This window comes from Streptomyces sp. AM6-12 (assembly GCF_044327085.1).
Lineage (GTDB): Bacteria > Actinomycetota > Actinomycetes > Streptomycetales > Streptomycetaceae > Streptomyces.
This window is the reverse complement of record NZ_JBIQWN010000001.1, coordinates 932,395-951,895: the sequence shown is the minus strand read 5'-3', so window position 1 is coordinate 951,895 and position 19,501 is coordinate 932,395. Positions and strand designations below refer to the sequence as shown.

Annotated in this window: 17 protein-coding genes and 1 riboswitch; of the genes, 13 read left to right on the top strand and 4 right to left on the bottom strand. The window is 72.7% G+C overall.

Annotated elements, in window-relative coordinates:
• From ACE4Q9_RS04235 to ACE4Q9_RS04225, 3 genes are all read right to left on the bottom strand, one after another.
• Complete coding sequence (locus ACE4Q9_RS04235; protein ID WP_397982865.1) at nt 1-2,025, bottom strand: FAD/NAD(P)-binding protein; 2,025 nt, start codon at nt 2,023-2,025, stop codon at nt 1-3.
• A gap of 17 nt (nt 2,026-2,042) precedes the next feature.
• Nucleotides 2,043-3,233 carry a hypothetical protein gene (locus ACE4Q9_RS04230; protein ID WP_397982864.1) on the bottom strand — a complete coding sequence of 397 codons (1,191 nt, stop codon included), beginning with the start codon at nt 3,231-3,233 and terminating at the stop codon, nt 2,043-2,045.
• Nucleotides 3,234-3,385: 152 nt separating this feature from the next.
• On the bottom strand, nt 3,386-3,598 hold the full coding sequence (locus ACE4Q9_RS04225) for a hypothetical protein (RefSeq protein ID WP_397982863.1): 213 nt from the start codon (nt 3,596-3,598) through the stop codon (nt 3,386-3,388).
• Between the two features lie 348 nt (nt 3,599-3,946).
• On the opposite strand from ACE4Q9_RS04225, the gene ACE4Q9_RS04220 reads away from it, so the two are divergent.
• The 4 genes from ACE4Q9_RS04220 to ACE4Q9_RS04205 all read left to right on the top strand — a co-directional run bounded on the left by ACE4Q9_RS04220 (nt 3,947) and on the right by ACE4Q9_RS04205 (nt 9,852).
• Nucleotides 3,947-4,936: a hypothetical protein gene (locus ACE4Q9_RS04220; RefSeq protein WP_397982862.1), complete on the top strand. Its 990-nt coding sequence runs from the start codon at nt 3,947-3,949 to the stop codon at nt 4,934-4,936.
• Complete coding sequence (locus ACE4Q9_RS04215) at nt 4,933-5,952, top strand: hypothetical protein (protein WP_397982861.1); 1,020 nt, start codon at nt 4,933-4,935, stop codon at nt 5,950-5,952. Before ACE4Q9_RS04220 ends, ACE4Q9_RS04215 begins: the two co-directional genes overlap by 4 nt.
• A gap of 234 nt (nt 5,953-6,186) precedes the next feature.
• A complete protein-coding gene (locus tag ACE4Q9_RS04210) occupies nt 6,187-8,364 on the top strand; it encodes a DEAD/DEAH box helicase (RefSeq protein WP_397982860.1) in 2,178 nt (725 codons plus the stop codon).
• A gap of 111 nt (nt 8,365-8,475) precedes the next feature.
• Nucleotides 8,476-9,852 carry a cryptochrome/photolyase family protein gene (locus tag ACE4Q9_RS04205; protein ID WP_397982859.1) on the top strand — a complete coding sequence of 459 codons (1,377 nt, stop codon included), beginning with the start codon at nt 8,476-8,478 and terminating at the stop codon, nt 9,850-9,852.
• 21 nt (nt 9,853-9,873) lie between these two features.
• Here ACE4Q9_RS04205 and ACE4Q9_RS04200 read toward each other — a convergent pair whose 3' ends face one another.
• Nucleotides 9,874-11,301 (bottom strand): amino acid permease, encoded by a 1,428-nt coding sequence (locus tag ACE4Q9_RS04200; protein ID WP_397982858.1) that lies wholly within the window; start codon nt 11,299-11,301, stop codon nt 9,874-9,876.
• 321 nt (nt 11,302-11,622) lie between these two features.
• On the opposite strand from ACE4Q9_RS04200, the gene ACE4Q9_RS04195 reads away from it, so the two are divergent.
• The 9 genes from ACE4Q9_RS04195 (at nt 11,623) to ACE4Q9_RS04155 (ending at nt 19,483) form a co-directional block, all read left to right on the top strand.
• On the top strand, nt 11,623-13,074 hold the full coding sequence (locus ACE4Q9_RS04195; RefSeq protein WP_397982857.1) for a purine-cytosine permease family protein: 1,452 nt from the start codon (nt 11,623-11,625) through the stop codon (nt 13,072-13,074).
• Between the two features lie 120 nt (nt 13,075-13,194).
• Nucleotides 13,195-13,317 (top strand): putative leader peptide, encoded by a 123-nt coding sequence (locus ACE4Q9_RS04190; RefSeq protein ID WP_397982856.1) that lies wholly within the window; start codon nt 13,195-13,197, stop codon nt 13,315-13,317.
• Between the two features lie 166 nt (nt 13,318-13,483).
• Entirely contained in the window at nt 13,484-14,374 is an 891-nt protein-coding gene (locus tag ACE4Q9_RS04185; RefSeq protein WP_397982855.1) for a glutathione S-transferase C-terminal domain-containing protein, read from the top strand.
• 79 nt (nt 14,375-14,453) lie between these two features.
• A riboswitch (SAM riboswitch) is annotated at nt 14,454-14,564 on the top strand.
• Between the two features lie 32 nt (nt 14,565-14,596).
• Nucleotides 14,597-14,746, top strand: coding sequence for a hypothetical protein (locus tag ACE4Q9_RS04180; RefSeq protein ID WP_397982854.1), 150 nt, complete (start codon nt 14,597-14,599; stop codon nt 14,744-14,746).
• 236 nt (nt 14,747-14,982) lie between these two features.
• Nucleotides 14,983-15,963 (top strand): amino acid ABC transporter permease, encoded by a 981-nt coding sequence (locus tag ACE4Q9_RS04175; RefSeq protein WP_397982853.1) that lies wholly within the window; start codon nt 14,983-14,985, stop codon nt 15,961-15,963.
• Nucleotides 15,960-16,772 carry an amino acid ABC transporter ATP-binding protein gene (locus ACE4Q9_RS04170; RefSeq protein WP_397982852.1) on the top strand — a complete coding sequence of 271 codons (813 nt, stop codon included), beginning with the start codon at nt 15,960-15,962 and terminating at the stop codon, nt 16,770-16,772. The genes ACE4Q9_RS04175 and ACE4Q9_RS04170 overlap by 4 nt, the downstream gene beginning before the upstream one ends.
• Nucleotides 16,773-16,824: 52 nt before the next feature.
• Nucleotides 16,825-17,844 (top strand): ABC transporter substrate-binding protein, encoded by a 1,020-nt coding sequence (locus tag ACE4Q9_RS04165; RefSeq protein WP_397982851.1) that lies wholly within the window; start codon nt 16,825-16,827, stop codon nt 17,842-17,844.
• A 62-nt stretch (nt 17,845-17,906) separates the two neighbouring features.
• A complete protein-coding gene (locus ACE4Q9_RS04160; RefSeq protein WP_397982850.1) occupies nt 17,907-18,092 on the top strand; it encodes a putative leader peptide in 186 nt (61 codons plus the stop codon).
• Nucleotides 18,093-18,229: 137 nt separating this feature from the next.
• Nucleotides 18,230-19,483 carry an LLM class flavin-dependent oxidoreductase gene (locus ACE4Q9_RS04155; protein WP_397982849.1) on the top strand — a complete coding sequence of 418 codons (1,254 nt, stop codon included), beginning with the start codon at nt 18,230-18,232 and terminating at the stop codon, nt 19,481-19,483.
• Nucleotides 19,484-19,501: the final 18 nt, after the last annotated feature.

Below are 19,501 nucleotides of genomic sequence, written 5' to 3'. Positions count from 1 at the left end.
TCAACCATCTCTCTGCATACGGGAACGGGGATCCTTCGGGCGGGGCATGCGCTGCGCCGCCTCCTCCGCCCAGTCCGCGGCCACCGAGAGGACCGAGCTGTTGGAACGGGGCCGGGCGGCGCTCTGCTGGAAGACCCGGAGCCCCTCGGCGGGCGCACCGAGGAACGTGAGCCGGTCCTCGCTGGAGCCGTCCGGCAGCACCGGGTGGAAGCGCTCGGTGAGGTCCAGCGCGCCCGGCACGAAGTCGTCGGACCCCAACGGCCCCCGGTTGTGCCACAGCCGCACCAGACCGGCGTCCAGCAGGGACCGGTACAGCGGCAGCACGTCACGGCGGGGGTCGAACGGATGGACCCGGCCCTCGACCACCGTGTCCACCGCCCGCACGACCCCCGTCCGGCCGCCCGTCACGGTGAACCCGCCGGTGGCTCCGTCCCCGGCCGGGCGCACCGCCGGCTGCGGCCCCACGGACAGGTCGAGCAGTCCGGCGTCGAGGAGGGCCAGCACCTTGCGCATGGGCTCCAGACCCGCACCGTTGGAGAGGCGGTTGTAGTGGCGCAGGTGGACGCGGACGAAGCGGCGGTGCGCATCGGGGGTCAGCCCGCCGAAGTCCACCGCCTCGCCGAAGACCGCCCGCAGGTCGCGCCAGACCCCGTCGCAGGCCGCCTTCGCGGCGTTGCGCAGATTCCCCTCCAGCGCGTCGAGGTGATCGCGGCGCAGGTGGTCGGCGCTGCGCCGGGCCCAGTCCGCACCGTCGTCACCGCGCCGGGCCGAGGACGCGGGCAGCGGGTCGAGCAGCGCCCGCCAGTCGAACCGGCCGGGCTCCGCCGCGCCGAGCGGGGCCTCCAGCGCCGCGATCAGCGCGTCCGCACCCGCCTCACCCCACGGCCCCCGACCGGCCAGGAAGTCCCGGTGCGCGGGCTCCACCGCCGCGCGCAGCCGCCGTACGGCCGTCCCGTCCCGCAGGGTCCGGTGATGCACCCAGGCCATCTCCAGCGCGACGAGCGGGAACAGGTGCCGGTCGAAGTCGAGCTGCCGGCGCCCGTCCGGCACGGGTGTGCCGACGCGTGAGCGCAGGGTGCGCACCGCCTCGACGGTGAAGAACTCCCCGGTGTGCTCCAGCCGGGCCGGATCGGCCACCTTGCCGTTGAGCGGCCGGCCCGAGACGGGCACCCCGCTCGGGCTGACGGCGACGATCACCGACGGTTCACGGCCGGCCGGCCGGTACCGCAGTCCGTGCGGGGCCGCGTCCGGGTCGGTGGCGAAGGTGCCGCCGCGGCCCTCGGTCAGCTGGAGGAAGACGTCGATGGCGGTGAGCCCGAGTCCGCGTACCGCCACGGGCCGGCCGGGCGGCACCGCGGGCTCGGTCAGCCGCTCGGCCAGGGGGTAGGGGGTGGGCACATAGCCCCGGTGGGCGGCGAGCAGTTCCTCCTCGCTGCCCGGCGCCGGCGTGTTCCAGGAGTGCCCGGTGACGAACAGGATCTCGTCGGCGACGACGTCACCGCCGTCGGCGGCCCGGACCAGGAACCTCCCGGCACCGGGGCGCTGCCCGGCGCCGGTGCGGCGGACGCCGGTGACCTCGGTCTCCCGCACCTGAACGGTGACACCGGCCACCTCGCGCAGCCGGTCCGCGTAGGACTGGAACATCTCGCGCAGGGCCAGCCCGTGGACGTACCGCTTGGGCACCTCGTGCGGGCGCAGGTCGAAGTCGGCGTGGCCGGTGGCGGCGTACCGTTCGGCACACCACTCCTGGAACGTGGGCCGCAGCGTGCCGGGCAGCAGCTTGCGCGGCGGGTTGCTCGACTCGTCCGGGGCGAAGGCGATCTGTCCGGCCACCCGGTTGAGATAGCCGGTCGGGGGCTGTACGTCGCTGTGGACCTCGCCCGCGCCCGGCCGGCCGCCCCGCTCGAAGACCACGATCCGCACCGGTCCGGCCGGCGGCGCGTCCGGCAGCACGGCCGCCAGATGCGCCATGGCGTACGTGCACATGGGGCCGCCGCCGACCACGACCACACAGTGCGCGGTCATGCCCGCCTCCCCGCCCGTCAGCCGGCGGTGGGCTGCGCGCCGCTGAGCATCTTCTGGAACCTGCGCAGCAGCGGGAAGGGCACCGTGCGCTCGACGTGGAAGCCGAGCTGCTCGTTGTACGTGTACTCGACCGGGTCCTTCATGCTCAGCTGGGACAGACCGCGGGCCACCTGCTCCAGGTAGCCGGGGAACTGGGACTGCATCGCGTAGACGACGCTGTAGTACAGGTTCCGGCCGAGGGAGAAGCAGGGGTAGCGGGCGTCGTAGTTCTCCAGCGAGAACTTCGGGAAGCAGCCGTCGATGATGCGCTTGGGGCACAGCCACAGCGGCAGTACGAGTGTCGTCTCGCCGATCTGCCGGGCGGGGAACGCGGCCGGCTTGAGACCGGTGGTGACCCGGTAGAGGTTCTCGCAGACGATGTCCTCCAGGTTCACACCGGTGGCGATGTACGGCGTACCGATGTCGCGGGCGGCCTTGGAGAGCGCGAGCCGGATCAGCAGCGTGCCGAGGAACTCGAAGTCGTCGCCCTGGAATTCGCGCTCGAACCGGTCGATCAGGTCGACGGAGTCCGCCGGAATACCCAGGAGTTGCTTGACCTCGTCCGCCTCGACGACGGTGAGCTCCAGACCGTACTTCTCGCACAGGGCCTGCGCCCGCGGCACACCCGCGTCCCAGTCCGGAATTCCCTTGAGGATGACCGGATGGACGGTGATGCCGTGGTCGGAGAGCTGGCTCAGGCCGTACAGCAGGGCGTTGCTGTCACCGCCGCCGCTGACGCCGACGACCAGGTCCGCGCCCTGCGGAAGGTGCTCGCGGATGGTGTCGCCGACCCGGTCGGCGATGATCTGCCGGCACTCCTCGGGGCTCAGCTTCTTCAGGAAGGATTCCGCCGTCCCCGATTCGTTGTCGAGCCGCTGGTAGACGTATTCGGTGGCCTCCGCTCCCGGATTGTCGCTCTCGATGGTCTTGAAGTCCTCGATCGAGAAATTGAACGGATTGACGTTCCGGTTGAAGTACAGCAGAATTTCGGAGGCGTCCTCGAATTCGGCCAGGGTGCGGTCGAGCGAGGGCGAAAGGCGCGGGTCGCCGCCGGATTCCGGCAGCACATAGGCCGCGACCGCGGACCACGGGACCCGGTTCCGGTTGAGGATGTCGATGAGGCGCTCGTCGGCCGAGCCGCTCAGCTGCTGCCGACCATGCGAGGTCACAACGGAAACCGTGGGGAGTGCGCGGGACGAGGTGTCGGTCATGACCTTTTCCTCCGACGTCGAATGTGATGGTTGAAAGGAGGAGGGCGAGTGGCCCCGGAAAAACGCCGGGCGGGCGCCGACCGAAAAGGACGGGCCCACCCGGCTGGGTGTTACTGGGCGCCGGTCTCGCAGCTCGCGCCGGTGATGACCTCGAGGCCGTGCTTCGAGGCGGGCACGAAGGAACCGGCGGCACGGAAGGCCTCCAGCTCACGGATGCCCAGGACGGCGCGCCCGGCGGCAACACCGGAAGGAATGAGCTCGACAACCTCATTCTTCAGGTTGAAGTTGCTGCTCTGCACAGCGGTGGAAACAGCTTCGCGCATGTCGACCACCCTCCTTTGTCGGTTGAGTGCGGGAAGGGCTTCCCACAGCCCGGAGATTAGCCGGATGCCGACCGCGACCGTCAAGGACGACCAGGGAGCCCGATATTCCGATCACCCCCGGTACTTCTTTACCGAACCGCTCCGGACGCGTCCTAAACCTGTCCGTATTGACCCGTAAACATCTCTTCTGTCGGGGAGTGTGCGGCGCATGCGGCACGATATTTGTCTCAGGTGGGCTGCCGGGCCGGAGGAATTAAAAAAGAGCGTCTCACGTGATCCGGTCTCGGAATGCGGAGCTGCTAGCATCCCCCCGTGCCAGCAAACGGAACCGTCACGGGGGAAGGCCTCATGGCAACGCTCGACTGGTCGGCGCTGACCCGCAGCCAGACGAAGAGGAAGCTGTACGCCCGGGAGACGTACTTCCGCGAGGGGCTGAGCGACGCCGAGGAGGTCCTCGCCGAACGGCTGCCCGCCGCCCTGCGCGACGGCGCCCTGCTGATGCTCAAGCCGGACGGCCTGGCCGCGGGCCGGCTGATCCCCGTCCTGGACTACCTGGGCGAGCACGGATTCACCGTGACCGCCGCCCGCGAGTTCCGCTTCCAGCCCTTCCACTGGCGGGAGTTGTGGCGCTACCAGCTCACCTCGGCCACGCTGGACCGGCTGGCCGTCAACGAGTTGCTCCTCGGCGCGGGCCCGGCCCTCCTCCTGCTGCTGCGCAGCGAGTCCGGACATCCGCTCCCCGGCACCGTGCGGCTGTCCACGCTCAAGGGCTCCGCCACCCTGGAGGCGCAGCGGCCCGGCACCCTGCGCGCGCTGCTCGGCCAGCCCAACCGCGTCCTCAGCTACGTCCACGTCGCCGACGAGCCCGCGGACCTCCTGCGCGAGCTCGGTCTGCTCGTCGACGCCGCCGACCGCCGCGCACTGCTGGACAGCCTGGCCGGCGGCGCCCCAACCGCGGAGGACCAGGCCACCCTGGACCGCGCGCGCGAGCGCTTCGCCGCCCCCAGCCGGTCCCTGGCGCTCGCCGACGTACTGGACCGGGTCACCCGTGCGGTCGAGGCCGCGGGACCCGGCCGCGCGGCGGACGCGGCGCGGCACCGGCTGGCGCGCATGGCGCGGGGCGAGCGCGTCGAGTGGCGGCCCTTCCTCGCGGACCTCGCGGCGGCCGGCGCGCACCCCGACCGCTGGGACCTGGCCGCGCTGGGCACCTATGTCATCGAGTACGACGAGCCCGGTCACCCGAAGATGCTGACCAACCCTGATCCCCAGTCATGGGTATCCGCCCCGCAGCCGCACGTGAGCGCCGGCGGCCAGAGCCGGCAGAGGGAGAACGTATGACCAGCGCACCCGTCGCCCGCGACAGCCGGATGCCGGACGCGGAGGTGTGGCCTGCACTGACCGTGTCGTCCACCAAGACCGAACTGTTCGCGGAGGACCTCTACTTCCGCGAGTGCTGGTCCGACGCCCTCGATGTCCTCGGCGCTCCGGCGGGTGCCACCGGCGCCGCCCCGGCGGCCGGGACCGGCCGGGACCGGGCCGCGGCCGACGCGCTGGCCCCGCTCGGCCTGCTGAGCTTCAAGTGCGACGGCATGGCCGGGCGCCGGGCCGAGCGGACCCTGCGCTACCTCGCCGACCAGGGGTTCAGCATCCTCGCCAGCGCGCCCATCCGGCACAACCGGCACTCGATGCGCGAGTTGTGGCGCTACAACTGGCACGTCTACACCACCGACCGGCTCGCGCTCATGACGCTCATGCACAGCGTCACCGACTCGGTGCTGCTGATCGTGCGCGACGACCGCCGCGACGCCGCGGTGCCCGGCTCGGTCCGGCTGGCCGACCTCAAGGGCTCGGCCGACCCCGAGGCCCGCGGCCCCGAGCATCTGCGGACCGTTCTCGACCCGCCCAACAAGATCATCAACTTTGTGCACGTCGCCGACGAGCCGGCCGACATCGTCCGGGAGATCGGTATCTTCCTCGACCGGCCCGAACGCCGGGCCCTGCTCGCCGAGGTGCGGGCGGCCGACGCGGAGGCGGCCACCCGGCGGGCGCACGCGGAAGTGGCCCGGCTGGAGGCCCGCATCCCGGCGAGCGACTTCGACCTGGAGGCCGCGCTCAAGCGGGTCGAGCCGGCCGCCGGGCCGGACGCCCTCGCCCGTCTCCGCTTCGCCGTCTCCGGCGGCACGCGGCTGAGCTGGGACGAGCTGTGCACGCTCCTCGATCCGGCCGACCCGGCGGTCGAGGTCTGGGACTTCGTCCGCATCGCCACCGAGGTGCTCGACGCCGACCGTCCGGCCTCGGCGGACCTGCTGCCGCCCAGCTCCGCCGCCGAGTGGCGGACGACCGCCGGCCGATGAGTCCCCGCGCCGGTGTTCGTGAGCCTGGATCTGCCGTGTACGGGAGCGCGCCGGGGTGACGATCCGTACCCGGCCGTCGAGCGGCAGGTGCTCGACGGCCGCGTCCGGTAACGGGACGGCGTCCTCGGCCCGGCCTCCCCACCTGGTCCCGACCTCCACACCCCCCGTCGTATGGGAATCTTTTATGTTCCTGGGGGCGCGTGAGTTTGGTGACGAGGAGTGGGGGCGGGACGGGTGGGGTACGAGGGGCGGGAGGCGGTTGCCGGTGGGGTGCGGTTGTTCGAGGCGGCGCAGGCCGTGGCCGGTGATCACGGCAGGGCCGTCGACGCGGTGCGCGCCGCGCTGAAGCCGATCCATGACGCGCTGGCCAAAAGGGAGTTGGACGGCATACCCGTCGCCCGGCTCCAGGACGTCACCGAGGGACGGCTGCGGCTCGGCAACGTCGACAAGAGCGGGCTGCGCACGGTCGGCCAGGTCCTTGAGGCCGGCCCCTACCGGCTGCGCCAGATCCCCGGCGTCGGACAGCGCACCGTCGACCAGATGCTCGCCGCGGCCCGGCGGCTGTCCGAGGCCGTGCACGAGACCGTGGCCGTCCATATCGACGTCGACCACCCGGAACCCGCGACCACCGCCCTGGTCCAGGCCCTGCACGTCCTGGTGGAAGCGGGCCCGGCGGCCCGGCGCACGGTGGACGAGGCCGCGGCCCTCGCAAAGCGCCTCGGCCCGCTGCTGACCGACGCGAAGCCCGCCACCGGACGGTTCAGGATGCTGTTCGCCGGGCGGGACAAGCGGGCCCGCGCCCTGACCGCGCTCGCCGGGATCCGCGCGCTGGTGGCCGAGGCACAGCAGGCGGGCCTGCCCGAAGCGCTGGCCCAGACCTCGGTGGACCTGCTGCGCGGAGCCTCGTCCGACGTCGCCGCCTGGGTGGACTTCGAACTCCGCTCCGCCGAGTACTACGGCCTGCTCGCCGAGATCTCCGGCCGGCAACCCGACGCGGCCGCCGCCGAGGGCTTCCTGCCGGACGAGGTCGCCGAACGGGTGCGCACCCAGCACCTCGCCGAGACGCACCGGCGGGTCTCCCTGCGCGGCTACCAGGCGTTCGGCGCGCGCTTCGTGCTCGCCCAGCGCAAGGTGATCCTCGGCGACGAGATGGGCCTCGGGAAGACCATCCAGGCCATCGCCGTACTGGCACACCTCGCGGCCGAGGGCCGGAGCCACTTCATGGTCGTCTGCCCGGCGAGCGTCCTCGTCAACTGGACCCGCGAGATCGAGGCCCGCAGCGTGCTGCGCGTCACCGTGCTGCACGGACCCGACCGGCACGAGGCGTTCGCCGACTGGCGGGGCCGCGGCGGGGTCGCGGTGACCACGTTCGACGCCCTGCGCGGATTCCCGCTGCCGGGCGGCGGCGAGGTCGGACTCCTCGTCGTGGACGAGGCGCACTGCGTGAAGAACCCGAAGGCCAAGCGGTCCCAGGCCGTGGCCGGATGGGCGGAGCGCTGCGAGCGCGCCCTGTTCATGACCGGAACTCCCATGGAGAACAGGGTCGTCGAGTTCCGCAACCTCGTCGGCATGCTGCACCGCGGGATAGCGGACTCCCTGGGCGAGGGGGACGCGCCAGCCGGCTCCGTGGCCTTCCGCAAGGCCGTCGCCCCGGTCTATCTGCGGCGCAACCAGGCGGACGTCCTCACCGAACTGCCCAGCCTCCAGCAGACCGACGAGTGGGAGGAACTCAGCGCCTCGGACGAGGAGGCGTACCGGGAGGCCGTACGCGAGGGCAACTTTATGGCGATGCGCCGGGCCGCCTACACGCGCCCCGAGAAGTCGGCCAAGCTGGACCGGCTCCGGGAGATCGTCCGGGAGGCCGGCGAGAACGGGCAGAAGACCGTCGTCTTCTCCTACTTCAAGGACGTGCTGGGCGTAGTTCGGGACGAACTCGCCGACCACACCGCCCTGTTCGGGCCGCTCACCGGAAGCGTCCCGGCCGCGCGGCGCCAGCAGCTCGTGGACGACTTCGCCGCCGCCGCGGGCCCCGCGGTGCTCCTCGCGCAGATCCAGGCGGCCGGGGTCGGCCTCAACATGCAGGCCGCGTCCGTCGTCGTCCTCTGCGAACCCCAGCTCAAGCCGACCATCGAGCACCAGGCGGTGGGCCGGGCGCACCGGATGGGGCAGGTCAGGCCGGTACGGGTGTACCGGCTGCTCGCCACCGGGGGCGTGGACGAACGCCTGGTGAGGATGCTGGCGGCCAAGACCCGCCTGTTCGACGCCTACGCGCGCCGCAGCGCCGTGGCCGAGTCCACGCCGGACGCGGTCGACGTGTCCGACACCGAGCTGGCCCGCCGGATCGTCGAGGAGGAACAGGCACGGCTGGGCGTGGCGGTGCCTGAGGAGAGCCCGCTGCAACCCAGCGAGTGACAGGGGCGCACGCCACACCACCGCACGCCACACCACCCCGAGCCCGCGTCCACCCCGCCGCGCCGCCCGGCCGTCCCACCACTCCCGATCACCGGAAATAGGATGGCCGTCATGTCCGTTTCGGTCGTCCTGTTCACTTCCGACCTGCGCCTGCACGACCATCCGCCGCTGCGCGCGGCGCTGGCGGGCGGCGGCGAGGTCGTCCCGCTGTTCGTCCGCGACCCCGCCGTGGCGGCGGCCGGGTTCGCCGCCCCGAACCGCAGCGCCTTCCTCGCCGACTGCCTGGCCGACTTGGACGCGTCCCTGCGCGAGCGCGGCGGACGGCTCGTGGTGCGCTCCGGGGACCTGGTGGCGCAGGTGTGCGCCGTCGCGGCGGAGGCGGACGCCGGCGAGGTGCACCTGGCCGCCGCGCACAGCGCCTTCGCCACGCGGCGGGAGGACCGGCTGCGGCGGGCGCTGGAGGCCGCGGGTCGGCGGCTGCTCGTGCACGACGCGGTGACCGTGGCCGTGCCGCCCGGCGAGGTGACCCCGGCCGGCTCCGATCACTTCGCGGTCTTCACGCCGTACCACCGCCGCTGGGCGCAGGCCACGCTGCGTGCGCCGCTGGCCGTACCGCGCCGGGTGCCCGTGCCGGACGCGGTGCGGAGCGAGCCGCTGCCCGCCCGCGAGGACGTCACCGGCGTCTCGCCCGCCCTCCCGGCCGGCGGCGAACGCGAGGGCCGCAAGCGGGTGAGCGCCTACTGGCGCACCGGCCTGGACGCCTACGACGACACCCGCGACGACCTGGCCGCCGACGCCACCTCCCGGCTCTCCGCGCATCTGCACTTCGGCACCCTGTCCCCGGTGGAACTTCTCCAGCGGGCCCGCCGCCACGGCGGTCCGGGTGCCGAGGCGCTGGTACGGCAGCTCGCGTGGCGCGACTTCCACCGCCAGGTCCTCGCCGCCCGCCCGCAGGCCGCCCGCGCCGACTACCGCACCAAGGGCGACCGCTGGCGCACGGAGCGCACCGCGCGCGCCGACATCGAGGCGTGGCGGGAGGGCCGTACCGGCTACCCGGTGATCGACGCGGCGATGCGGCAGCTGCGGCACGAGGGCTGGATGCACAACCGGGCCCGGCTGCTGACCGCGTCGTTCCTGGCCAAGACGCTCTACGTGGACTGGCGGATCGGCGCCGCGCACTTCCTGCACTGGCTGGTCGACGGCGACATCGCCAACAACCAGCTCAACTGGCAGTGGGTGGCCGGCACCGGCACGGACACCCGCCCCAACCGGGTCCTCAACCCCATCGCGCAGGGCAGGCGCTACGACCCCGACGGCGGCTACGTGCGCCGCTGGGTGCCCGAGCTCGGGGGCGTCGCCGCCCGGTTCGTGCACGAGCCGTGGAAGCTGCCCGGCGCGGACCGGGCCGCGCTGGACTACCCCGACCCGGTGATCGACCTCTCCGCGGGCCTGGACCGGTTCCGCGCGGCCCGCGACCGGGGGCGCTGACCGCGCCCCCGGCCGGGCGCGTTACGCGGTGGGCTGCTCGGCCGGCTCGGCCGCCCCCGGCCGGGCCCGCCGGGCGGTCATCACCGCGTAGACGAGGACGCCCGCGAAGAGGAACAGCGCGCCCTGGTACACCGCCGCGTAGCCCGCGCCCGCCATCAGCCAGATCGAGAAGGCGGCCGCCACCGAGGTGACCACCGCGTCCCGCACCAGCCGGCCCCGGTCCACCGAGTCGGCACGGCCGGAGACGAGGTGGAAGATCTGCGCGGCGGTGGCCAGCAGATAGGGGACGGTCGCGGTGAAGGTCGTGACGAGGACCAGGACCTCGAAGACCTTGCCGGAGCCGGAGAGGTAGTTGTAGGCGGTCAGCAGGGACGCCAGGACCACGGTGACGGCGACGCCGGTCGTCGGCACGCCCCGGCGGCGCCGGGTGAAGGCGGCAGGGAAGAGTCCGTCGCGCGCGGCGGCGTACGGGGTCTGGGCGCTGAGCAGTGTCCAGCCGTTCAGGCAGCCGACCATCGACACCAGCGCGGCGAGCGCCACCGCCCAGCCGCCCCAGCTGCCGCCGAACATCGCGTTCACGGCGTCCGAGAAGGGCGCGGTGGAGTGGATCAGGCGCTGGTGCGTGACCGTGCCGAACACGGACAGCGTGCCCAGCAGGTACACCAGCGCGGCGCCCGCGGTGCCGATCACGGTGGCCCGGCCCACATTGCGCCGGGCGTTCCTGACCTCGCCGGCGCTGACCGCGGCGGACTCCACCCCGAGGTAGGAGAAGAGGAGCAGCGCGGCGGAGGCGGACACCGCGCCGATCGCGCCGTGGCCGCTGGAGTTGAAGGGGCCGAGCCGGGAGGGGTCGAAGAAGAACAGCCCGCCGACCGCCACCAGCAGCAGCGGCACGAACTTCAGCACCGTGGAGACCAGCTGTACGGCGCCCACGTAGCGGGTGCCGGCGAAGTTGGCGAGCGCGGGCAGCCACTGGATCACCAGCGCGGCCAGGCACGCGGTCCAGCGGTGTCCGCTCACCGGGATCAGCACGTCCAGATAGCCGACGGCGGCCACGGCGAGCGCTGCGTTCGACACCCAGGTGGTGATCCAGTACGACCAGGCCGCGAGGAAGCCCGCGAAGTCGCCGAACGCCCCGCGGGCGTAGACGTACGGGCCGCCGGTGCGCGGATCGCGCGCGGCGAGCTTGCCGAAGGTCAGCGCGAGGGCGATCGCGCCGACGGTCAGCACGCCGAAGGCGACCAGGCTGACCGTGCCGTAGGGGGCGATGGAGGCGGGCAGCAGGAAGATGCCGCCGCCGATGATGTTGCCCATGACCAGCGCGGTGGCCACGGGCAGGCCGAACCGGCGCGCGTGCCGGCTGGACGGCCCCTGAGCGTCCCCGACGGGGGCCGCGGGGGCCTCCGAGGGGGCCGGAGCCGGCAGGGGAGCGGTTCCGGTGACGTGCATGGGTGGTGCGCCTCTCATCAAGCCGACGTCCCGGGATCGCCGGAACTCAGCCATGGTCGGCGATGCCCCTACCTGTCGCAAAATCGCCGTTTCTTGTCTCGTCCGGGCATTCCGCGCACGTAAATAGTGAGCTGGAGGGCCGCTCGGACCGTGATATCTCCGGCGCCCTCGCCCCCGCTGTGATCATCGGTCGCTCTCCGCCGCGATCATCCGTCGTCCCCGCCGCGATCTTCCGGGGTGTGTCGGCGTCCGTGGTCTCGTCACCCTGCCCGCGCCGGTGCACCATGTGATCCGAGTGACGGAACGGGCTCGGGAGGCGGCATGAGCGGGTCGGCGCAGGGCAGGGTGTCCGGGATCGAGGTCCGGTCCATCGACTACGTCCCGCTGAACGAGCGGCACGGCAAGCTGTGGCACCTGGGGCCGCTGTGGTTCATGTCCAACGCCCAGCTCGCCACCCTGGCCGTCGGACTGATCAGCATCACCCGCGGCGGAAACCTCGTCTGGTCGCTGCTGGCCATCGTCGCCGGAACCGTCCTCGGCACCTTCTTCATGGCCTTCCACTCCGCCCAGGGCCCCCAGCTGGGCCTGCCGCAGATGATCCAGTCACGGCCGCAGTTCGGCTATGTCGGCGCCCTCCTGGTGTGGCTGTTCGCCTATGTGCAGTACGCCGGGTTCAACGTCTTCAACAGCATCCTCGCCGCCGACGCCCTGCACAGCACGCTGCACGGCGGGGTGAAGCCCTGGGTCCTCGCGGTCACCGTGGTCGCGCTGGTCATCGCCCTGGTGGGCTACGACATCATCCACAAGGCCGAGCGGGTGCTGACGTACGTCTTCCTGGCCGTCTTCGGGGTCTTCACCGTCGGCATCCTGCTCACCCTGCACTACCCGGCCGGCTCCTTCGACCTCGGCGCCTTCAAGTGGACGCCGTTCCTCGCCCAGTTCGGCGTGGTCGCCGGCTACCAGATCAGCTGGGCCATCTACGTCTCGGACTACTCCCGCTACCTGCCGCCGGACGTCACCGTCCGCAAGACCTTCTACTGGACCTACTTCGGCTCCGCGCTCGGCGGCATCTGGATGATGGTCCTCGGCACCCTGCTCGCGGCCTGGGCGGGCGCGCACTTCGAGACGATCACCGCGATCAACGCCGCCGGCGACAAGATCTTCGACGGCTTCGGCGCGATCGTGCTGCTCTTCGCCGCCCTCGGCCTCGTCTCCGTCACCGCGCTCAACATGTACGGCGGCTCGCTGACCCTCATCAGCGCCATCGACTCCGTACGACGGGTACGGCCGACGCTCTCCGTGCGGCTGCTCACCCTCGCCCTCACCGCCGCGCTCTCCGTGATCGGCGCGCTCGCCGCCACCGCGCACTTCCTCGCCGACTTCAACGACTTCCTGCTGCTGGTCCTCTACCTGTTCATCCCGTGGACCGCGGTCAACCTCATGGACTACTACGTGGTGCGCCGCGGCCACTACGCGGTCGCCGAGATCTTCAACCCCCACGGCATCTACGGCCGTTGGGGCTGGCGGGGCATCATCTCCTACCTGGCCGGCTTCGCGGTCATGGTCCCGTTCTTCTCCGTCGGCACCCTGTACGTGGGCCCCGCCGCGAAGGCGCTCGGCGGCGCGGACATCTCCCTGTTCATCGGGCTGCCCGTCTCCGCCCTCCTGTACTGGTGGCTGACCCGCTCCCTCGACGTCGAGGCGGAGGCCCGGCTGGCACGGGCGGAGGCGGAGGAGCTGGAACGGGCCGCCCAGGAGCACCGGGAGCCCTGAGGACGGGGCCGGGGCGCGTTCCCGCCGGTCCGCGTCCCCAGCGGTGGACACCCCCTTGACGTCGGGCCGAGGGGGATCGAGACTTCCTGACAGGGAATCCTAGTGAACAGGTAGGGAATCATGGCGCGCCTCGAAGCGGTCACCGGCCGAGCGGGCCGGACGCCGACGCGCGGCCCGCTGCTCACCTCCCGCCGGCACATCGACCTGCTGCGCGTCGCCAGCGCCATGGCCGCCCCGCGCTGACCCGCCGCGGGCCGTGGCCGACCCGCGCCGACCCGCCGCACGCCCCGGCCGACCGGCGCCGACCCGCCGTCCCATGCTCCGCGCGCTCGCCGACCGGGCCCTCGCGGCCACCCTCCGACGGCTCCCGCCGACGCGCCCTCGCACGCCCACCGACCCGGGGAGACGCATGTCCATCACTCCGCTCGCCGCCGTCCCGCCCGCCCACCGCGCCGCAGCGCCCGCCTTCCGCGGCCGGCTCGGCCGGGACGCGCGCAGCGGCCACTACGCCGTGCCCCACCGCTACCGCCTCCATCTGTCCACCGCCTGTCCCGACGGACTGCGCCTCGCCGTCGGCCACGGACTCCTCGGCCTGGACGACAGCTGTCCGGTCACCTTCCTGCCCGCCCTCCCGGACGGCCACGACGGCGGCCACGCCGAGCTGCGCCCGCTGTACGAGGCCAGCGCGCACCACTACCGGGGCCCGGCGCTCGCGCCGGTGCTCAGCGACGACTGGTCCGGACGCATCGTCAGCACTCACGCCCGCGACATCCTGCGCGACCTGGACCGCTTCCCGCGCGCCGAGCGGAGCCCCCTGTTCCCGCCCGGCCTGGAATCCGTGATCGAGGCCGTCGAGCGGATGTGCGCCGAGGGCATCGAGGAGGCCGCCCAGCGCGCGGGCCGCGCCGGTGCCGGTCCGGCGGAGCGGGCCGCCGCGCTCGACGTGCTGCTGGACACCCTGGGCCGCCTGGAGCGGCGGCTGGCCGGGGAGGAGTACCTGGCCGGCGACAGGGTCACCGCCGCCGACGTCGAACTGTGGGTGTCCCTGGTGCAGTTGGACCTGGTGCACCGCTGCCATCTCGACGCCTCCGCCGTGCAGCGCATCGCCGAACACCGGGCGCTGTGGGCCTATGCCCGCCGGCTCGCCGCCCACCCCGCCTTCGGCCGCCCCCTCGATCCCGAGGGCATCGCGCGCCGCCACCAGGGCCGCTGCCGGGGCCTGGAGGCCGCCGGAGCCGCCGTCCAGATCCTGGACTGGGCGGCCCACATCGCCGGCTCACCGGGCGCTTCCCGCAGGTGAGTTCGGTGCCGCGGATGTCCAGCTGACGGACGGGCGTTGACATTCGCGGCTCCGGATGGATTACTTGCGGCTCAGATGCGGTCAAGAGCGTCAGCGCCAAGCCCTGGCTCGCTGACCGGTAACCCTCGCGACGCGGTGGGGTGCCCCAGGTGACGACCGGACCGGACCACGACTTCGGTAAGCGCGAGGCCCCACGGGGCCGCAACAGTGACAGGTGACGCCATGTACGCAGCCCCCCGGACGGCCCTGAGCCGCCCCCAGGGCTGCGTACCGCCGCGCGCCGTCCTGGTCGCGGACCGCGCCGTCGACCTGCTGCGCGTCAGCAGCGCGCTGTGTACCGCGCCGGGCGCGGCCCGCGGCTGCCGGAGCTGACCTCCGCCTTCCCGCCCCGGCGGCCGTAGCCCCGCACACCGGGTCCGCCCCTGCGCGGCTCCGTTGCGTCCGCCCGCTTTCCCCTCCCCGAACCCAACTCCGGTCCGGTTCCCGCGCGTTGTGAGGCGTCCCGCCCCGTGGGCCCCGAGCCGCGCGGCGGGCCCACGCCCGGTCCGCCGTACCCCCGCTCTCCCACCGCTCCTCCCGTCACGCCCCGCCCTCCGCCGGAGCCCGCCATGAGCCAATCCCCAGGCGCCGCCGTCTCGTTCGCCGAGGCGCCGCCCGCCGCAGAGCCGCCGAAGCCCCTGACCGCGCAACGCGTCCAGCCGCTGCGCCGACCCGGTCGGTGGATCGCCACCGCCGTCGTCCTGGTGGTCGTCGCGCAGATCGCGCACGGCCTGGCCACCAACCCCTTCTACCAGTGGGGCCGCTTCCGCTACTGGTTCCTGCGGCCCACCGTCCTCGACGGCCTCCTCGTCACCCTCGAAGTCGCCGCCCTGAGCGCCCTGCTGGGACTGCTCGGCGGTGTCCTGCTGGCCCTCGCGCGGCAGTCCGGCAGCCCGGTGCTGCGCGCCGTCAGCTGGACCTACACCTGGCTGTTCCGCTCGGTGCCGCTGATCGTCGTACTGATCTTCCTCTACAACTTCTCCGCTCTGTACAAGACGTTGAGCCTCGGCATCCCCTTCGGACCCGCCTTCGTCACCTTCGACGAGTCGAAGCTCGCCACCGACATGACGGTCGCCGTCATCGGACTCGGCCTCAACGAGGCGGCGTACGCGGCCGAAGTGGTGCGCGGCGGGCTGCTCTCCGTCGACCAGGGCCAGCACGAGGCGGCCGCCGCGCTCGGGCTGCCCAAGGGCTACCAGTTCACCCGGATCGTGCTGCCGCAGGCGCTGCGCTCCATCACGCCCAACTACGTCAACCAGCTGATCGGCCTGGTCAAGAGCACGTCCCTGGTGTTCTACGTGTCGCTGCTCGACCTGTTCGGCTCCGTGCAGACCATGGGCAGCACCTACCCCGGCGACATCGTGCCGCTGCTGCTGGTCGCCACCGTCTGGTACCTGATCCTGACCAGCGCCGTCTCCGTCGTCCAGTTCTACGTCGAGCGGTACTTCGCGCGGGGAGCCACCCGCACCCTGCCGCCGACCCCGCTCCAGAAGGCACGCGCCGGCCTCACCGGCCTGCGGACCCGGCTGCGCAGGGAGGCCGCCGCATGACCGCCACCGCCCCCACCGCCCCCACCGCCCCCATCGCCCCGGAGACGGCCCCGGCCGCGCTGGAGGTGCACGACGTGCACAAGTGGTACGGCACCCACCGCGTCCTGGACGGCATCGACCTGACCGTGCGCCCCGGCGAGGTCACCGTCGTCATCGGACCCTCCGGCTCCGGCAAGTCCACGCTGCTGCGGGTCATCAACCACCTGGAGAAGCCCGAGATCGGCCATGTCAGCGTCGGCGGCGAACTCATCGGCGTCCGGCGCGCGGGCGGCCGGCTCAAGGAACTCGGCGAGCGCGCGATCCTGGCCCAGCGCGGCCGGATCGGCTTCGTCTTCCAGAACTTCAACCTCTTCCCGCACCTGACCGTCCTCGACAACGTGGCCGCCGCGCCCGTCGCCACCGGCCGCCTCGGCAAGGCCGAAGCACGGGCGTTCGCACGGGAGTTGCTCACACGGGTCGGCCTCGGCGAGCGCACCGGTGCCTATCCGCGCCAGCTCTCCGGCGGCCAGCAGCAGCGCGTCGCCATCGCCCGCGCCCTCGCGCTGCGCCCCGGCATCATCCTCTTCGACGAGCCGACCTCCGCGCTCGATCCGGAACTCGTCGGCGAGGTCCTCTCCGTCATCAAGGACCTCGCCACCAGCGGCACCACCCTGGTCATCGTCACCCACGAGATCGGCTTCGCCCGCGAGGTCGCGGACCGGATCGTCTTCATCGACGGCGGCCGGATCGTCGAACAGGGCCCGCCCGCCGAGGTGCTGGACCACCCGCGGCACCCCCGCACCCGTGACTTCCTCGCCAAGGTCCTCTGAACCCGCATCCTTCATCTCCCGGCAGACGCACCATCGAACGACAAGGACAGCCATGCCCAGCCACCCCACCCGACGCAGCCTGATACGCGCGCTGGCCGCGGCCACCGCGGTCGCCTCCCTCTCGGGCGCCCTCGCCGCCTGCGGCGGGAACAGCGACGCGGCCACCACGACCGACGCCGCAGGCACGGTGACCGTGGGCCGGGTGTCCAACGGCGCCGCGAGACAGATCGAGTTGAAGGTCCCCGAGGTCAAGTCGCTCAACGCCGAACTGCCCGCCGCCGTCCGCAAGAGCGGCACTCTGGACATCGTCGTGGGCGCGCTGCCCGACGGCTTCCCGCCGCTCGCCTACATCGGCGGCGACCAGAAGACCCTCACCGGCGCCGAACCCGACTTCGGCCGCCTGGTCGCCGCGGTCCTCGGCCTCAAGCCCCGACTGTCCAACGCCACCTGGGAGAACATGTTCGTCGCCATCGACAGCGGCAAGGCCGACGTCGGCTTCGCGAACATCACCGACACCGAGGAACGCAAGAAGAAGTACGACTTCGCCTCGTACCGCAAGGACAACGTGGGCTTCGAGGTGCTGAAGAAGAGCACCTGGAACTTCGGCGGGAACTACGAGAACCTCGCCGGGAAGACCGTCGCCGTCGACAACGGCACCAACCAGGAGAAGATCCTCCTGGAGTGGCAGAGCAAGCTCAAGGCCGAGGGCAAGACCCTCACCGTCAAGCACTACGCAAGCAAGAACGCCACCTATCTGGCGCTGACCGGCGGCCGGATCGACGCCTACTTCGCGGCGAACCCCGGTGTCGCCTACCACGTCACCCAGACCGCGAAGTCCCCGAACCCCACCCGCAGCGCGGGCACCTACTCCGGGGCGGGCGCGAGCCTCCAGGGGCTGATCGCGGCCACCACGAAGAAGAACAGCGGCCTGGCCAAGCCCATCGCGGACGCCGTCAACCACCTGATCGAGAACGGGCAGTACGCGAAATGGCTGGCCGCCTACCACCTCTCCGACGAGGCCGTGGCGAAGTCGCAGGTCAACCCGCCCGGACTGCCGCTCAGCGATTCCTGAGCACCCGCGGGCAACACCTCCCGCCGCCGGGAACACCCCGTGGGGCCGGGGCGTTGTGACTCATGACGAAGCAGGCGCGGGCGCCGCTCAGGCGTCCCCGAGCACGGCGGACGGAGGTGGCGGTCATGACCGGGGACCCGAGGCACCTCCCGTGTGCGCGCGTCCTGCGAACCGCCCGTTCCGCCGTGCTGCACTCCCGGCCCCACATCGACCTCCAGCGGGTGGCCGGCGCGCTCTGTCGCCCCTGACGCTTCCCCCTGACGCTTCCCCCTGCCCGGCCCCCGCGCGGCCGCGCGGACACCCCGCCGCGCCCGCCCGCCGCCGTGCCCCGCCACCGGCGCGGCCCGGCGCGCCCCCGTACGGACACCCAGGAAGGCGCCCACTCGTGTCCTCTGCCAGCCCCTCCCACGCCAGTTTTTCCCACCGCCCCGACCACGCCCCCGACTCCCGCCTCCACCTCGCCGTCGCCCTGGACGGCACCGGCTGGCACCCCGCCTCCTGGCGCGAGCCCGTCGCCCGCCCCGGCGAGCTGTTCACCGCCGGATACTGGGCCGACCTGGTCGCCGAGGCCGAGCGGGGCCTGCTCGACTTCGTGACCTTCGAGGACGGCCTCGGCCCCCAGTCCTCGCGCCCGCTGGAGCCCGACGACCGCACCGACCAGGTCCGCGGCCGGCTCGACGCGGTCCTGGTCGCCGCCCGCGTCGCCCCGCTCACCCGGCACATCGGCCTGGTCCCGACCGTGGTGGCCACCCACACCGAGCCGTTCCACATCTCCAAGGCGATCGCCACCCTCGACTACGTCAGCACCGGCCGCGCCGGTCTGCGGGTGCGGATCACCGCCCGTCCCGACGAGGCCGACCACTTCGGCCGCCGTACCGTCGAGCGGATCGAGGCGTACGACAGCCCCGAGGCACGGGGGCTGCTCACCGACCTGTTCGACGAGGCCGCCGACCACGTGGAGGTGGTGCGCAGGCTCTGGGACAGCTGGGAGGACGACGCCGAGATCCGCGACCGGGCCAGCGGCCGCTTCATCGACCGGGACAAGCTGCACTACATCGACTTCGAGGGCCGCTTCTTCAGCGTCAAGGGCCCCTCGATCACCCCCCGCCCACCGCAGGGGCAGCCGCTGGTCACCGCGCTCGGGCACGACACGGTGCCGTACCGGCTGCTGGTCCGGCAGGCCGACGTCGGATATGTCACCCCGCGCGACACCGAGCACGCCCGCGCGATCGTGGCCGAGATCCGCGCCGAGCAGGAGAGGGCCGGGCGGGCGGGGCAGACCCTGCATCTCTTCGGGGACCTGCTGGTCTTCCTGGACGAGGGCCAGGGCGAGGCGCGGGCGCGCCGGGAGCGGCTGGACGCGCTCGCGGGCGAGCCGTACACGTCGGACGCCCGGATCTTCACCGGTACGGCGGCACAACTCGCCGACCTTCTGGAGGAGTTGACGCTTACCGGTCTGACCGGGTTCCGGCTGCGGCCCGCCGTCGCCGGGCACGACCTCCCTCGGATCAGCCGCGATCTGGTGCCCGAACTCCAGCGCCGGAACCGGTTCCGCACCGCCTACGAGGCGGACACCCTGCGCGGCCTGCTCGGTCTCGGCCGCCCCGCCAACCGCTACGCCGCTGCCACCGCCGTCTGAGCCGGAGGACCTACGACC

Excerpts from the sequence above, each read along its gene's own strand:
- ACE4Q9_RS04160 (WP_397982850.1), top strand. The coding sequence starts at position 17,907 with ATGACGAAGCAGGCGCGGGCGCCGCTCAGGCGTCCCCGAGCACGGCGG.
- ACE4Q9_RS04235 (WP_397982865.1), bottom strand. The coding sequence starts at position 2,025 with ATGACCGCGCACTGTGTGGTCGTGGTCGGCGGCGGCCCCATGTGCACG.
- ACE4Q9_RS04215 (WP_397982861.1), top strand. The coding sequence starts at position 4,933 with ATGACCAGCGCACCCGTCGCCCGCGACAGCCGGATGCCGGACGCGGAG.
- ACE4Q9_RS04180 (WP_397982854.1), top strand. The coding sequence starts at position 14,597 with ATGTACGCAGCCCCCCGGACGGCCCTGAGCCGCCCCCAGGGCTGCGTA.
- ACE4Q9_RS04175 (WP_397982853.1), top strand. The coding sequence starts at position 14,983 with ATGAGCCAATCCCCAGGCGCCGCCGTCTCGTTCGCCGAGGCGCCGCCC.
- ACE4Q9_RS04225 (WP_397982863.1), bottom strand. The coding sequence starts at position 3,598 with ATGCGCGAAGCTGTTTCCACCGCTGTGCAGAGCAGCAACTTCAACCTG.
- ACE4Q9_RS04200 (WP_397982858.1), bottom strand. The coding sequence starts at position 11,301 with ATGCACGTCACCGGAACCGCTCCCCTGCCGGCTCCGGCCCCCTCGGAG.
- ACE4Q9_RS04220 (WP_397982862.1), top strand. The coding sequence starts at position 3,947 with ATGGCAACGCTCGACTGGTCGGCGCTGACCCGCAGCCAGACGAAGAGG.
- ACE4Q9_RS04170 (WP_397982852.1), top strand. The coding sequence starts at position 15,960 with ATGACCGCCACCGCCCCCACCGCCCCCACCGCCCCCATCGCCCCGGAG.
- ACE4Q9_RS04190 (WP_397982856.1), top strand. The coding sequence starts at position 13,195 with ATGGCGCGCCTCGAAGCGGTCACCGGCCGAGCGGGCCGGACGCCGACG.
- ACE4Q9_RS04195 (WP_397982857.1), top strand. The coding sequence starts at position 11,623 with ATGAGCGGGTCGGCGCAGGGCAGGGTGTCCGGGATCGAGGTCCGGTCC.
- ACE4Q9_RS04205 (WP_397982859.1), top strand. The coding sequence starts at position 8,476 with ATGTCCGTTTCGGTCGTCCTGTTCACTTCCGACCTGCGCCTGCACGAC.
- ACE4Q9_RS04185 (WP_397982855.1), top strand. The coding sequence starts at position 13,484 with ATGTCCATCACTCCGCTCGCCGCCGTCCCGCCCGCCCACCGCGCCGCA.
- ACE4Q9_RS04165 (WP_397982851.1), top strand. The coding sequence starts at position 16,825 with ATGCCCAGCCACCCCACCCGACGCAGCCTGATACGCGCGCTGGCCGCG.